The following is a 13800-nucleotide window of genomic DNA, read 5'->3' on the forward strand; positions in this document are numbered from 1 at the left end:
GGGCCTCAGGCGGCGGCGGTGTCGTCCAACAGGCGCTGCAGCAGTGCCAGGTCGACGTCGAGCAGGCTGCGCACGACGGTGCGGCCCGGGGCGGGGTGGATCGGCGTCAGCGACGGCACGGCGACGACGGCCACCCCGGCGGCCTCGGCGGAGGCGACGCCGGTGGGGGTGTCCTCCACGGCGATGCAGGAGCCCGGCGAGGCGCCGAGCGCGTTCACGGCGGCGAGGTAGGGGTCCGGCGCAGGCTTGGTCTGCGGCGTCTCCCCGGCCGCGAAGGACGTCGCGAAGCGACGCCGCCCGAGGGCGTCCAGCACGAGGTCCACGACGTGCCGCGGCGAGGCGGAGACCAGGGCGGTGGCGATGCCCGCGTCCGCGAGCCCGTCCAGCAGCTCCAGCGCGCCGGGCAGCGGGACGACCTGCTGCGCGACCAGCGCGACGAAGCGGTGGTCCAGCCCTTCGGCGATCGACGCTTCGCTGCGCGCGCGGTTGCTGACCCGGAAGAGGTACGCGGCGGTGTGCGCGACGGCCTGGCCGAGGACGTCGGGGACGTCGTCGTCCCCCAATGTCAGCCCGAGCGTCCGCGCCTCGTCCGCTGCCGCTTGCCACCACAGCCCTTCGGTGTCGACGAGGGTGCCGTCCATGTCGAACAGGACTGCCTGCAGGGTGGCGCGGCTGGGCACGAGGCTCCGCCTTTCGTATAGGGAGGATTGGGATGGAAGTGCGCTGTGAGGTATTTGCACTGTTCAGGGGCGCGAGGAACTGCGCGACAAGCCACTGTGAGTGGTGACTCCCCGAACGAGCAGGGCCATCCGCGTGTCGGTGGTTGCTCGCGCAGTTCCTCGCGCCCCTGGGGGTTGCAACTCAGCGTCGTGCGTCCACGAGGACCGCGCGCTCCGGCAGGCTCAGGGTCACGCCCGTGCCCGCGGGCAGGCTCGCCGCGTCGTGGGTGGAGAGGTCCGCCTTGACTGACGTACCGTCAGGAAGCTGGACGGTGAGGCGGGTGCTCGCGCCGAGGAACATGCTGGCGGTGATGACCGCACCCTGTCCGCCGCCCGCCGTGACGAGGACGTTCTCCGGGCGGATCAGCACGTCCGCGTCCCCGCGGACCTCGCCGCCCGCCTCCACGGGCAGCCGCTGGCCCAGGAGTTCGACGGTCTTGCCGTCGGCGTTCACGACACCAGGGATCCGGTTCATCGTGCCGACGAACTCCGCCACGAACGCCGTCGCGGGACGGGCGTACAGCTCGGCGGGGGTGTCGCACTGCTCCAGGCGGCCCGCGTGCATGACGGCGACGCGGTCGGCCATCGACAGCGCCTCCTCCTGGTCGTGGGTCACGAAGAGCGTGGTGATGCCCAGTTCCTGCTGGAGGCGACGGATCTCCTCGCGCAGGTTCTCGCGGACCTTCGCGTCCAGCGCGGACAGCGGCTCGTCGAGCAGCAGCACGCGCGGGCGCAGGGCCAGGGCGCGCGCCAGCGCGATGCGCTGCTGCTGGCCGCCGGACATCTGGTGCGGGTAGCGGTCGCCGTGGGTCGGCAGACCCACCAGCTCAAGCAGCTCCTCGGCGCGCTTGCGCCGCTCGGCCGTGCCGACCTTGCGCATCTTCAGGCCGAAGGCCACGTTGTCACGGGCGTTCAGGTGCGGGAAGAGGCTGTAGGACTGGAACACCATGCCCGCGTCACGGCGATGCGCAGGTATGTGGGTCACGTCCTCGCCGTCGACCAGGACCTGGCCGGAGTCCGGAGCCTCGAAGCCCGCCAGCATCCGCAGCGCGGTGGTCTTGCCGCAGCCGGAGGGGCCGAGCAGGGCCAGCAGCTCGCCGGGGTTGACGGTCAGGTCGAGGCCGTCGAGCGCGACGGTGGCGCCGAAGGTGCGGCGCAGGCCGACGAACCGGACCGTGGCACCGCTGCCGTTGCCGTCGGCAGCAGCGCTGTCAGTGGCGGGTGCTTTGCTGGGAACCGAAGTGGCAGCAGTGCCGTCCGTCGGCCCCGCAGGGGACGGCACGGCGGCGACGGACGTCGCGGACGCGGGGTCGGTGGTCATGGACACTCCTGGGACTCCTCGGAGGTGAAGCTGGGGCGGTGGTGCGGTGCGGCTCACTGCGGTGCGGCTCAGTGCGGCTCATTGCATTGCGACTCAGCGGGGCTGCGGTGGTGGTCAGTTGGTCTCGTTCGCGCCGGCCTTGCGACGTCCGCCACCGGCGGACAGCACGAGCAGCAGCAGCCAGGTGAGCAGCAGGCTGACGATGGAGACGGCCACGGTCACCGGGCCCTGCCCGGCGCTGTTGCCGTTGACGATCCAGACCGCGAAGGGCACGTAGCCGAGGATCGAGGCCACGGTGAACTCGCCGAGCACCAGCGCCAGGGTGATGAACGCGGTGTTCAGCAGGGAGGAGCGCATGTTCGGCAGGATCACGGTGACGATCGCGCGGGCCCGGCTCGCGCCGTTGTTCTGCGCGGCCTCCAGCAGTGTGCGGACGTCCAGGGCGCGCACCCCGGCGTCGAGCGTGCGGTAGGCCAGCGGGAGGGCCATGACCACGTACGCGAGCAGCAGCACCACAGGGAAGTTGGCGCTCTGCGCCAGGACGAACGTCTTGTAGAACGGCGTCGGCATCAGGTTGTCGTTGCACCAGCGCAGCACCGCCGTGATGCCCGCGGTCAGCGCGATCGAGGGGACCACCAGCGGCAGGGTGCAGGTCAGCTCGACGACGGTGCGCAGCCTCGGGCTGCCCAGCCGGACCGCGACCACGGTCGGTACCAGCAACAGGTAGACCAGCACGATGGTGCCGGCCGCCAGAAGCAGCGAGAGCTGCAGCGCGGGCCAGAGGCCGGGGACGCTGAAGATCTGCTTGTAGGCGTCGAGGCTGAAGCCCGAGGGGGAGTTGTCGACGGTGAAGTAGAGCGTCGACAGCATCGGGGTGAGGAAGTACAGCCCCGCGATCAGCAGCACCGCGGCGCGCCCGAAGCGGATGCGGCCGAGTCGGGCCAGCACGCGCGGCTGCGGGCGGCCCGGGGTACGGGCATCGCCCGCGCCGACCGGGCCGGTCTTGGTCGACGGGGCGGGGACGGTCACACCAGCCATCGGGCACTCCGGCGTTGCAGGGGGAGGTAGATGACCATGACCAGGGTGGCGATGACCACCATGTCCAGGCTCATGGCCAGGGCCACGTTGGTGGCGTCGGCCGACACGTTGCCGTTGAGCGCGGTGGCGATCTGCAGCGTGATCAGCGGCACGCTCGCGCCGACCATGGCCGCGGCCGTCGCGTAGGCGGCGAAGGCCGAGCCGAACAGCAGCACGAACCCGCCGAGCAGCGAGGGGAGGAGCACCGGCAGGGCCACGTGGCGCCAGTACTGCCAGGTCGTCGCGCCGTTGTTCTGTGCGGCCTCACGCCACTGGCGGCGCAGGCCGTCGAGGGAGGGGATGACGCTCAGCACCATCAGCGGGATCAGGAAGTAGAGGTAGACCAGGGTCAGGCCGTTGAAGGAGTAGAGACTCCAGCCGTGCTGGTCCAGGTGGAGCTTGGTGGTGAGCACACCGGCGTTGCCCAGGGTGGTGATGAACGCGAAGGCCAGCGGCACGCCACCGAAGTTGGCGAGCACGCCGGAGGCGCTCAGCACCGCGTGGCGCAGCAGCCGGAACCGCGAGGTGACCACGGCCTGCGCCAGCATCAGCCCGAACACGACGGCGATCAGCGCGGAGAGCGCGGACAGCTTGACGCTGCCGATCAGCGCGTCGAGGTAGCCGCCCTGCAGCGAGGCGGACAGGTTGCCCATCGTGTAGTGGCTGGGCTGGCCCGGGTTGTAGGTGGTGAACGCACCGTAGGCCATGGCCAGGGCGGGAACCCCGAAGGCCACGGCGACGAAGAGCAGCAGCGGAACGACGGCGAGCCGACCCGCCGCCGCCTTGCGCAGGCGGCGGCGGGCGGGCGTCGCGCTCAGGGGAGCGGTGGTCACCCGGCGATCGCCTTGGACCAGTTGGAGGCGACCAGGGCCTTGGCGGCGGTGATCTGCGCCTGCGACGGGATCGGGGCGGTGCCGGAGACGGCCGGCAGCTTGGCGGCCAGCGCGCTGTCCAGGGTGCCCGCACTCTTCATCGCGTCGAACAGGACCGGGCGGGCGAAGCCGCCGAGGAAGCCGTTCTGGCCGTCGGTGGAGTAGAGGAACTCCTCCCACAGGCGGGCGGCGGCCGGGTGCGGCGCCCACTTGTTGATGGCCTGGTTGTAGTAGGACGCGTACAGGCCGTCCGTCGGGACGTTGACCTGCCAGGTGATGCCCTTGGACTGGAACTCGGCGGCGTAGCCGGCGTTCAGGTAGTCCCAGTCGATGTCGATCGGGGTCTCGCCCGACTCGACGGTGGCCTGGGTGGCCTTGACCGGGTTGAAGTTGCCCGCCTTGCGCAGCTTGCCGAAGAAGTCGATGCCCGGCTGGACGTTGTCCAGCGAGCCGCCGTTGGCCAGGGCAGCGGCGAAGACGCCGGAGAAGGCCGCGTTGGCCTGCGTCGGGTCACCGTCGAGGGCGACCATGCCCTTGTACGCGGGGTTGAGCAGGTCCGCGAAGGTCTTCGGGCACTGCTTGACCTTGCCGGCGTTGCAGCCGATGGAGACGTAGCCGCCGTAGTCGTTGTACCAGGTGCCGTCCGTGGCGGCCTGGCCGGCCGGGATCTCGGCGAAGTTGGCGACCTTGTACGGTGCGAACAGGCCCTGCTGCTGGCCGGTGACGGCGAAGGCGCCACCCACGTCGACGACGTCCGGCGCGCGGTCCTGGCCCTTGCGGGTGGTGATCGCGTTGATCTCGTCCTGGCTGGAACCCTCGGGGTTCTCATCGTTGATCTTGATGCCGTACTTCTTGGTGAACTCGGCCATCAGCGTGCCGTAGTTGGCCCAGTCGCTCGGCAGGGTGATGGCGTTGAGCTGACCCTCCTTCTTCGCGGCCGCGATCAGCTGGTTCATCCCACCGAAGTCGGCGACGGAGGTGGCGGTGGAGGCCTTGGCCGAGTCGGAGGAGGACCCGCTGCCGCCGTTGACGGAGGCTGCGGAACCACAAGCGGTGAGCGCGAGGGCTGAGGCGACCAGTACGCCGGTCAGCGCGGCGGCCCGGGCGGGGGTGGAGGTCACGATGGGCTCCTGAGGGGGCGTCAGTGCAGATCACTTGTCCGAACAAGTCGATGACAGTACGCCCGAGTATGGTGACCGAATGGTTAACGGCGTATCAACACCCGTATTCGATTTCCTGTCGGATTCCCCTGCCCTGGACGGGATTTCGCTGGTCGCGCACATAACGGTACGATCACGCCGCTGTCCTGAACCGGACGGTGGGTGGAGCAGCGGGTAGAACAGGGACGGACCGGAGGAGCGCACTGTGGCAGCACGGCACGAGGAGATTGCCGACGCGCTGCGGCAGGCCATCGATCTCGGGGAGTACCCGGTGGGCGGCATGCTGCCCACCGAGACGGAGCTCTCCGCCCGCTACGCGGTCTCCCGCGGCACCGTCCGCCAGGCCGTTGCGGCGCTGACCGCGGAGGGCCGGATCGGCTCCCGTCAGGGCGCCCGCCGCGTGGTCCTGGGAAGCCGCCGCAGCCAGAGCTTCGCCGAACTCCGCAGTTTCGCCCAGTGGGCGAAGGCCATGGGCCACACGGCCACCGGCCGGGTCATCCACCAGTTCCGCCGCCCCGCGAACGTCGAGGACGCCCAGCGACTGCAGATCTCGCCGGGCGAGGAGGTCCTCCAGGTGCTCCGCGTCCGCGGACTCGACGGGGATCCGGTGCTGTTGGAGCGCAACGTCTATGCGCAGTGGATGGCCGACGCGGTGGAGCGGTTGCCCGCCGAGTGCGAGTCCGTGGTCCAGGCGCTCTACGACGACATAGGAATGATCTTCGCCTACGGCGAGCACGTGATCGACGCGGTCGCAGCCGGCGCGGAGGACGCCCGCCTGCTCGACATCCGTCGCGGCAGCCCGCTGCTGCGCATCCGCCGCATGACGACGACCCCGGCGGGCCGCCCGATCGAGTGGTCCGACGACCGCTACGTCTCCGGGACGGTCAGCTTCGCCGTGGCCAACTCCATCGGCTCCAACCCGCTGGCGCGGCAGTCCGGCCAGAACTGACAGCGGCCTTTGCGCATACAGCAGCCTTTGCGCACGGGGTAGTTGCACCGTTCGGGGGCGCGGCGGGGGGTTTCGGCGGGGAAGATGCTTAGGGTAACCTAACTCGCCGCAGGCGCCTTCCCGCTCTGCGCTCTTTTGCCGTCGGGAGGCCCCGCATGTCCTCGACCGAGATCACCTTGCTGGGTGCCGTCGCCGGTTTCACCATCTACCTCGGCCTCCCGGTCGGCCGCCTCAAGGCGCCGCTCCCGCGGACCCGCGCGCTGCTCAACGCCGTTGCCATCGGCATCCTGGTCTTCCTGATCTGGGACGTGCTGACCCATGCGTGGGACCCGATCGACAGCGCCCTCGGCGACCACCACTACGCCTCGGCGACCGGCAACGGCCTGGTCTTCTTCGCCTGCTTCGGCGTCGGCCTGCTGGGCCTCGTCTACTTCGACCGGCTGATGGCCCGCAAGGCTGCGGCGGCGGGCGAGCCCGGCGTCGGCGGCAGCGGGCGGTCCCGCTTCGGCATGCTGTCGATGATGATCGCCGTCGGCATCGGCCTGCACAACTTCGCCGAGGGCCTGGCCATCGGCAACAGCGCCGCCTCCGGCGAGCTCCAGCTCGCCGTGCTGCTGATCATCGGCTTCGGCCTGCACAACGCGACCGAGGGCTTCGGCATCGTCGCCCCGCTGGCGGCGGAGGGCACCCGCCCGAGCTGGGGCAGGCTCGGCGTGCTCGGCCTGATCGGTGGCGGCCCGACCTTCCTCGGCACGCTCGTCGGCCAGTCGGTCGTCAACGACACGCTCTCCATCGGCTTCCTGACCCTGGCGGCGGGCTCGATCCTCTACGTCGTGATCGAGCTGCTCGCGGTGGCCCGCAAGGCGGCCATGAAGGAGCTCGTCACCTGGGGCATCCTCGCGGGCGTGATCGCCGGCTTCGTCACCGACGCCGTCGTCACCGCAGCCGGGGCCTGAGCCTCCGGCCGCAGGCCGGGACACGGGCCTGGGCGCGGGCCGGGACGCGGGCCGACCACCTCGTCCTCGTACGGGGTTGGTGACGTCACAGGCAGGCGCTGTACCGTGGCCCCACTATGGACCTCACGCCCACGCCAGCCGTCTCCGTGATCATGCCCGTGCTCGACGAGTCCCGGCACCTGCGCACCGCCGTGGAGCGGATTCTCGAGCAGGAGTACCCCGGTGACATCGAGGTCGTGATCGCGCTGGGGCCCTCGACGGACAACACCGACGAGATCGCCGCCGCCCTGGTCGCCGAGTCCGCGGGCACCTCCCGCGAGGTCCGCACCGTCCCCAACCCGACCGGTCGCACCCCCGCCGGGCTCAACGCGGCGATCGAGGGCTCGCGCTTCCCGATCGTGGTGCGCGTCGACGGGCACGGCCTGCTCACCCCCGGCTACATCGCCACCGCCGTCCGGCTGCTCGACGAGAAGGACGCGGCCAACGTCGGCGGGATCATGAACGCCGAGGGCGAGACCGAGTGGGAGAAGGCCGTCGCCGCCGCGATGACCTCCCGGATCGGTGTCGGCAACGCCGCCTTCCACACCGGTGGCGAGGCCGCTCCGGCCGACACCGTCTACCTGGGTGTGTTCCGGCGTCGGGTGCTGGAGCAACAGGGCGGCTACAACGAGGAGTTCATAAGGGCCCAGGACTGGGAGCTCAACTACCGCATCCGGCAGGACGGCGGACTGATCTGGTTCACGCCGGACCTCAAGGTCACCTACCGTCCGCGCCCGAGCGTCCGGGCCCTGGCCAAGCAGTACAAGGACTACGGGCGTTGGCGTCGCGTGGTCACCCGCTACCACCGCGGCTCGGTCAACCTCCGCTACCTCGCCCCGCCGGCGGCCCTGCTCGGCTGTGCGGTAGGCCTGGTCGCGGGGGTCGCGCTGACGCCGGTCGCCTTCGTGCTGCCGGGCGGTTACGCGGCGGCGATCCTGCTCGGCTCGGTCAAGGAGGGCCGCGGCCTGTCGGCCTCAGCCCGCGCCCAACTGCCGGTCGCCCTGGCCACCATGCACATGTCCTGGGGCTGGGGCTTCCTCACCAGCCCGCGCTCGCTGGCGAACCGCGTCATCGCGAGCACGACCGCGCAGCGCGACTGAGCCTCGGGCCCGAGGGCCCAGGGGCCCAGCAGGCAAAGCGGGTGCAGCGGCCCAGCGACTTGGGCTCGGCTCAGCAGGCGGAGAACGCCTTGCCGACGCCGTGGAAGTCCGCGCCGAGGGTCAGCACCATCGGGTCACGCAGCCCCTTCGACGTCCCGTTCCCGTGCAGGGACGCGGCGGGCAGGCCCAGCGCGGCGACCAGGGTCCGTGCTTGGGCGATGTGGTTCGGCGCGTAGACGAGCGTGGTCAGCGGCTGGTTGTGCGGGGCCGGGCCGCCGTTGCTGGTGCGCAGGTACTTGACGGTGTTCTGCATCCAGCTGAGCACGGCCTCCGCCTGCCCGAACGTGCCGCTGCCGTTGAGCACGGTGACCCGGACGTCGATCGGCTGCGCCTTGGGCCCGGCGTACGCGAACGCCGTGTCGGCGGGCTCCGGCGTGCAGACGGGTGAGGGTGGCGGCGCGGTGGGGCTCACGGGCGCGCTGGTCCCGGTCCCGGTCGCAGTCGCGTCGATGGCGGCTGCGGCGTTCGGCGTGCCGGCGCCGTGCAGCAGCAGCAAGCCGCCGATCACCATCAGTGCCAGGAATCCGGCCGCGGCGGCAAGCCATGGCCCGCTGTGCGTGCCACGACGGGGCGCGGCCCGTCCGCCGGAACGTCTGGAGCGTGTGCGGGCGCGCGACGAGTCGGCTCGCCGTCCGTTGCCCTTGCCGCCTTTGCCCCGCGTCCCCACGCACCGCTCCGATTCTGCCCGGCCCTGCACCCTGCGCCTGCGGCGCCCAGCGTAGCGGGAGCGGCGGTACCGACCGGCGCGCAGACGCCACCCCTCACCCGGTGGGGTGACTCAGGCCTACGACGCGCCGCAGATGTCCTGCGATCCGGTACGCCCGCTGAACGTCGGCGCGGGGGACGCGACGGTCGCGGTCGCAGCCGCCGTGACGGATGCGGAGTTGGACGGCGCGGTGTTGGACGGCGCGGTGTTGGACGGCGCGGTGCCGGCCGGGGTGACGGAGACGGAGACGGCCTGGTCGTTGCGCAGCTGCTCGAAGAGCCGGCCGGCGTCCGGCTGCTTGAACTGGTCGCGGTTGTGGTCGTACGCGTAGGGCTCGCGCGGGGCCGTCAGGAAGGTGGTCCGATCTGACGGCATGTCGGAGAGGCTGGAGGCGAGGTCGTAGAGCTTGTCGAGCGAGTTCAGTCCCGGGTCGACGGTCAGCGCGGAGGTCGCGGCGTCCAGCAGCGGGTAGAGCCGGGTCGGGTTGAGCAGCACTCCCGAGCTCTCCACCTGCTGCACCATCGAGGAGAGGAAGTCCTGCTGACGCCCCATCCGTGCGGTGTCGCTGCCGTCGCCCAGGGTGTAGCGCACGCGGACGTAGCCGAGGGCCTGCTCGCCGTCGAGGGTCTGCCGCCCGGCCGGGAGGTCCAGGTTCGCGTCCTTGTCGGTGACGGGCGCGTTCAGGCAGACGGGCACCCCGCCGATCGCGTCGACCATCTTCTTGAACCCGGTGAAGTCGACCACCACGAAGTGGTCGATCCGAATGTCCGTCAGCGCCTCGACGGTACGGATGGTGCAGGCAGTGCCGCCCTGTTCGAAGGCCGAGTTGAACATCCCGAAGTAGGGGTCGGTGACCCGCCCGTCCGGCAGCGTGCACGCGGGCACGTCGACCATGGCGTCCCGCGGCAGGCTCACGGCGACGGCGCTGCGCCGGTCCCTGGCGATGTGCAGCAGGATCGTGGTGTCCGAGCGCGCCCCGGCGGAGCTCCCGTACGAGGAGTTCGCGCCCGCGCGCGAGTCCGAGCCGATGACCAGGATGTTCTGCGCGGCGTTCGCCTGCGTCGGCCGCGACGAGTCCGGCCCGAGGAGACGCCCGGTGGTCGAGTCCGTGCGAATGTTGGAGTTCAGCGCGGTGTAGCCGATCCACGCTGCGCCTACGGCGACGACCAGCAACAGGCCGAGCCCGGCCGCCAGCCAACGCAGGACCCGCTTGCGCGGCGTGCGGATCGGACCGTCCGGCACGGAGCCCCCCGGGTCATGGGATCGATGAAGCCGTCCACCGATCATCGCCCTGCGGTCCGCGCGGCACTTCCTGAGTGATCCACTCGGGTGACACCCAGTCAGTTCTGGGCGCGGGGGACATTGCATCCACCTCGAGGGCGCGCGCCCCCGGACAGTGCAACGTCCCCGCCTGCACCAGTTCAGCCCAGAGTCCGGGTGACCTTCTCCTCCGCCACGCGGCGAGCGAGCTTGTCGGGGTGCAGCTTCTCGCTGTTGCGGCACAGCACCACGCTCGCGCCGGCGACCAGCGGGGCGAGGAGCCCGCCCGCGAGGCCGTCCCAGTCGCTGTACGACAGCATGCTCAGCACCCGGTCCTCCGGCCCGACGCCCAACTGCCGCGCCTGCTCGGCCGCCAGGGAGACGGTGTGGGAGCCGCTCAGCTGCTCGCCGTCGATCTCCAGCGCCGGGCGGCCCGGATCGACGGGGGCGTACGGGACGAAGCGGTCGCCCTGTGCCGGGACCTCGACGGCGTAGTCGAGGAAGCCGGCCGGCAACTGCGGGAATCTCCCGCCCAACGGCCGCAGCGCCAGCGCGACGCGCTCGCCCTCGCAGGTCAGGGCCTCCTCCAGGTGGTCGGGGCCGCTGACGACGAGCTGTGCCTTGGCCGGGTCGCCGCCGGGACAGGCCAGCAGGCCCACCGACCAGCAGGCGAACAGCCAGATCGCGGTCTGCCAGTGCGCGGGCAGCATCAGCGCGGCCCTGTCGTCGGGCGCGGCGGCGAGCTCGTCCTGGAGCAGGTTGGCGGTCTTGGCGACCCAGTTGTCGAACGTCTTGACCGACAGTTCCACGCGTTCGCCCGTGGCGTCGTCGTAGTACGTGATCAACGGGCGGGCCGGATCGGCGTCGAGAAGGGAGCGCAGCAGATCGGCGGGGGTCTCTGCGCCGCTGAAGGGTGTCTGGCTCATGGTGGTGCCCAGCCTACGGCGTGACCGGTGCGAAGAGACCAGACCCCCACCGTCGAACTTTCCGTGCAGGTAGCCTGACTCAGGTGAACAGCGGGACCGGAGCGCCTGCGCGAAGGCGCGGAACCACAGGCGGGACGCCGCGTCCGACGTCGCGCCCGACCTCCTGCGCGACGCGGGTGTGGCGGCCGGACGGACCGCTCGACCTGGCCCTGACCTTCGGATTTCTCCGTCGCGGCCCCCTCGACCCGTCCTACCGTCGCGACCGCGACGGCGCGCTGTGGCGGGTCTCGCGCACCCCCGCCGGCGTCGGGACGCTGCGGCTGCGGGCCCGCCCGGCCGAGGGCGCGGTCGAGGCGACCGCGTGGGGCGCGGGTGCGCCGTGGCTGCTGGACGCGGTCCCACGTTGGCTGGGCGCGGAGGACGACCCGTCCACCTTCGACCCGCACGGCCATCGCCTGCTGCGGGACGCGCACGCGCGCCACGCGGGACTGCGGATCGGCCGCACCGGGCTGGTCATGGAGTCGCTGGTCCCGGCGATCCTGGAGCAGAAGGTCACCACCGGCGAGGCGTACGAGGCGTGGCGCACGCTGCTCCGCACATACGGCGAGCCCGCGCCGGGCGACGCGGAGGTCCCGCCGCACATGTACGCGCCCCCGGCGGCGCGGGACTGGGCGACGATCCCGTCCTGGGCCTGGCACCGGGCCCGCGTCGACGGCAAGCGCGCCGCGACGATCGTCCGCGCGGCGCGGGTCGCCCCGCGCGTTGAGGAGGCCTCAGTGATGCCCCCGGCCGAGGCGGAGGCCCGACTGACCATGATCCCCGGCATCGGCGTCTGGACGGCGGCGGAGACGCTGCAACGCAGCAACGGTGACGCGGACGCGGTGTCGGTCGGCGACCTGCACCTGCCCAACACGGTCGGCTGGGCCCTCGCGGGACGCGAGCGCAGCGACGACGCGGTGATGCTGGAACTGCTGGAGCCGTACCGCCCGCATCGCTACCGCGTCTGCAGGCTCCTCCACACCATGCACGTGGGTGCGCCCCGCCGCGCGCCCCGATACGCACCTTTGGATCTCCGCGAGATGTAGTTGCACTGCCTGGGGTCGCGGGGCTCTGCAGATGTGCGGCTCCGCCGCGTGGGCGGGACAAGGTGGGGTTCGCTCCCGCAGGTGGTTGCACTGTCAGGGGCGCGGGGAACTGCGCGCTAAGCCACCCGCGCAGGAAGAGCCCAGAACGAGCAGGGCAATCCGCACACGGTGAGTCTCGCGCCCGCGCGGCGGAGCCGCACGTCAGCAGAGCCCCGCGCCCCTGGAGGTAACTGCAACTATCTGACCGTCAAAAAGGCTTCTGGATCGCGTGGTTCACGCACCTTCGGCGCGTCCGCTGTCCGCCCCACGGCGACCGCGCCCATCGGGTCCCACTCCGCCGGGAGGGCCAGCACCTCGCGGACCGTGTCGCGGCAGAACATCGTCGACGACACCCACGCCGAGCCGTACCCCTCGCCCGCGAGTGTCACGAGCAGGTTCTCGACCGCCGCGCCCATCGCCACCACGAACATCTCCCGCTCCGCCGCGGCCCGGCGCTCGTCGGGGTAGGCGTGGCAGCCGTCCATCACCAGGCACGGCACGACCAGGTACGGCGCGTTGCGCAGCACGTCCCCGCGACGGACGCGTTTGGCGACCCGCTCCGGGTCCCAGCCGTCGAGGTCGACCAGGTCGCGGTTCCAGGCCGCGAGCATCGCGTCCAGCAGCCGCGTGCGCGCGTCCTGGCTCTCGACCAGGACGAAGCGCCACGGAGTGGTGTGGTGCGGCGCCGGAGCCGTGATCGCCGCGGCGACCGCGCGGCGGACCGCGGCCGGGTCGACGGGCTCGTCGGTGAAGGCTCGGACCGTGCGGCGTCCGGTGACGGCCTCGCGGATCGCCTCGGAGGTGCCGAGCCGGAACATGTCCTCCGCCGCCGGGCGGATCAGCGCGCGGACGCCGTCGCCGTCCTGGTCCGGGTCGGTGACGAAGTGTCCGAGGCCGCGCACGATCGCGACCGGGCGGCCGGACGTCTTGCCCTTGACCAGGTCGGCCGCCGACGCGAGCTCGTCCGCGACGGCGGTGACGGTGAGCGCCAGCTCGTTGCCGTGGTTGTCGAACCGGCCGCGGTGGTCCTCCAGGACCCGCACGCCCGCCGCGCCGATCGCGACGTCGGTGAGGCCGTTGCGCCAGGGGCGGCCGAAGGTGTCGGTGATCAGCACGCCGATGCGGCGCCCTGTCAGCTCGTGCAGGCGCTTGCGCAGCGCCCGCGCCGACGCGTCGGGGTCCTCGGGCAGCAGCAGCACGGTCCCTGGCGGGGTGTTGGACGCATCCACCCCGGCGGCGGCCATCACCAGCCCCTGGCGGTTCTCGACGATCCGGGTCCGGCCACGGCGGGCGACGACGCGCACGGTCTCGGCGTCGATCGCCGCCTCGCGGTCGTCCGCCTGGACAAGCCGGCCCTCGGCCTTGCTGACGACCTTCGAGGTGACGACCAGGATGTCACCGTCGACGGGCGCGAACCCCTCGGCGCGGAGCAGCAGTTCGGCCAGATCGTCCCCGGCGGCGACCTCCGGCAGTCCGTCGACGCCGACGATCTCCACGGTCTCGACGCTCATCCGCGTTCCGTCTCCCCGTT

General features: G+C 71.8%; 13 protein-coding genes. 4 read left to right on the forward strand and 9 right to left on the reverse strand.

What is annotated here, in order from left to right; all coding sequences use genetic code 11:
* Positions 1-5 precede the first annotated feature (5 nt).
* The 5 genes from ABH928_RS31700 to ABH928_RS31720 form a co-directional block, all read right to left on the reverse strand.
* Positions 6-680 (reverse strand): HAD family hydrolase, encoded by a 675-nt coding sequence (locus ABH928_RS31700; protein WP_370072113.1) that lies wholly within the window; start codon positions 678-680, stop codon positions 6-8.
* 181 nt (positions 681-861) lie between these two features.
* A complete protein-coding gene (locus ABH928_RS31705) occupies positions 862-2040 on the reverse strand; it encodes an ABC transporter ATP-binding protein (RefSeq protein WP_370072114.1) in 1179 nt (392 codons plus the stop codon).
* Positions 2041-2154: 114 nt separating this feature from the next.
* Positions 2155-3078 (reverse strand): ABC transporter permease, encoded by a 924-nt coding sequence (locus tag ABH928_RS31710; RefSeq protein WP_370072115.1) that lies wholly within the window; start codon positions 3076-3078, stop codon positions 2155-2157.
* Positions 3066-3950, reverse strand: a complete 885-nt coding sequence (locus ABH928_RS31715; protein WP_370072116.1) for an ABC transporter permease — start codon at positions 3948-3950, stop codon at positions 3066-3068. The genes ABH928_RS31710 and ABH928_RS31715 overlap by 13 nt, the downstream gene beginning before the upstream one ends.
* Positions 3947-5110 (reverse strand): ABC transporter substrate-binding protein, encoded by a 1164-nt coding sequence (locus ABH928_RS31720; protein ID WP_370072117.1) that lies wholly within the window; start codon positions 5108-5110, stop codon positions 3947-3949. The genes ABH928_RS31715 and ABH928_RS31720 overlap by 4 nt, the downstream gene beginning before the upstream one ends.
* A 244-nt stretch (positions 5111-5354) precedes the next feature.
* On the opposite strand from ABH928_RS31720, the gene ABH928_RS31725 reads away from it, so the two are divergent.
* From ABH928_RS31725 to ABH928_RS31735, 3 genes are all read left to right on the forward strand, one after another.
* On the forward strand, positions 5355-6098 hold the full coding sequence (locus ABH928_RS31725) for a GntR family transcriptional regulator (protein WP_370072118.1): 744 nt from the start codon (positions 5355-5357) through the stop codon (positions 6096-6098).
* A gap of 155 nt (positions 6099-6253) precedes the next feature.
* Positions 6254-7054 (forward strand): ZIP family metal transporter, encoded by an 801-nt coding sequence (locus ABH928_RS31730; protein WP_370072119.1) that lies wholly within the window; start codon positions 6254-6256, stop codon positions 7052-7054.
* 116 nt (positions 7055-7170) lie between these two features.
* Complete coding sequence (locus ABH928_RS31735) at positions 7171-8193, forward strand: glycosyltransferase family 2 protein (protein ID WP_370072121.1); 1023 nt, start codon at positions 7171-7173, stop codon at positions 8191-8193.
* A gap of 70 nt (positions 8194-8263) precedes the next feature.
* Here ABH928_RS31735 and ABH928_RS31740 read toward each other — a convergent pair whose 3' ends face one another.
* The 3 genes from ABH928_RS31740 to ABH928_RS31750 form a co-directional block, all read right to left on the reverse strand.
* Positions 8264-8764 (reverse strand): LytR C-terminal domain-containing protein, encoded by a 501-nt coding sequence (locus tag ABH928_RS31740; RefSeq protein WP_370072122.1) that lies wholly within the window; start codon positions 8762-8764, stop codon positions 8264-8266.
* A gap of 273 nt (positions 8765-9037) precedes the next feature.
* Positions 9038-10201: an LCP family protein gene (locus tag ABH928_RS31745; RefSeq protein ID WP_370072123.1), complete on the reverse strand. Its 1164-nt coding sequence runs from the start codon at positions 10199-10201 to the stop codon at positions 9038-9040.
* Between the two features lie 179 nt (positions 10202-10380).
* A complete protein-coding gene (locus ABH928_RS31750) occupies positions 10381-11145 on the reverse strand; it encodes a TIGR03089 family protein (RefSeq protein ID WP_370072124.1) in 765 nt (254 codons plus the stop codon).
* 74 nt (positions 11146-11219) lie between these two features.
* Between ABH928_RS31750 and ABH928_RS31755 the strand changes: the two genes are divergently transcribed.
* On the forward strand, positions 11220-12230 hold the full coding sequence (locus tag ABH928_RS31755; protein ID WP_370072143.1) for a DNA-3-methyladenine glycosylase: 1011 nt from the start codon (positions 11220-11222) through the stop codon (positions 12228-12230).
* A 236-nt stretch (positions 12231-12466) separates the two neighbouring features.
* Here ABH928_RS31755 and ABH928_RS31760 read toward each other — a convergent pair whose 3' ends face one another.
* Positions 12467-13780 (reverse strand): coenzyme F420-0:L-glutamate ligase, encoded by a 1314-nt coding sequence (locus ABH928_RS31760; protein ID WP_370072125.1) that lies wholly within the window; start codon positions 13778-13780, stop codon positions 12467-12469.
* Positions 13781-13800: the final 20 nt, after the last annotated feature.

Source organism: Streptacidiphilus sp. MAP5-3 (assembly GCF_041262505.1).
Taxonomy (GTDB): domain Bacteria; phylum Actinomycetota; class Actinomycetes; order Streptomycetales; family Streptomycetaceae; genus Streptacidiphilus.

What these genes read in the sequence shown, in the direction of transcription:
- ABH928_RS31710 (WP_370072115.1), bottom strand. Translation starts at nt 3,078, where the DNA reads ATGGCTGGTGTGACCGTCCCCGCCCCGTCGACCAAGACCGGCCCGGTC.
- ABH928_RS31760 (WP_370072125.1), bottom strand. Translation starts at nt 13,780, where the DNA reads ATGAGCGTCGAGACCGTGGAGATCGTCGGCGTCGACGGACTGCCGGAG.
- ABH928_RS31730 (WP_370072119.1), top strand. Translation starts at nt 6,254, where the DNA reads ATGTCCTCGACCGAGATCACCTTGCTGGGTGCCGTCGCCGGTTTCACC.
- ABH928_RS31740 (WP_370072122.1), bottom strand. Translation starts at nt 8,764, where the DNA reads ATGGTGATCGGCGGCTTGCTGCTGCTGCACGGCGCCGGCACGCCGAAC.
- ABH928_RS31705 (WP_370072114.1), bottom strand. Translation starts at nt 2,040, where the DNA reads ATGACCACCGACCCCGCGTCCGCGACGTCCGTCGCCGCCGTGCCGTCC.
- ABH928_RS31750 (WP_370072124.1), bottom strand. Translation starts at nt 11,145, where the DNA reads ATGAGCCAGACACCCTTCAGCGGCGCAGAGACCCCCGCCGATCTGCTG.
- ABH928_RS31735 (WP_370072121.1), top strand. Translation starts at nt 7,171, where the DNA reads ATGGACCTCACGCCCACGCCAGCCGTCTCCGTGATCATGCCCGTGCTC.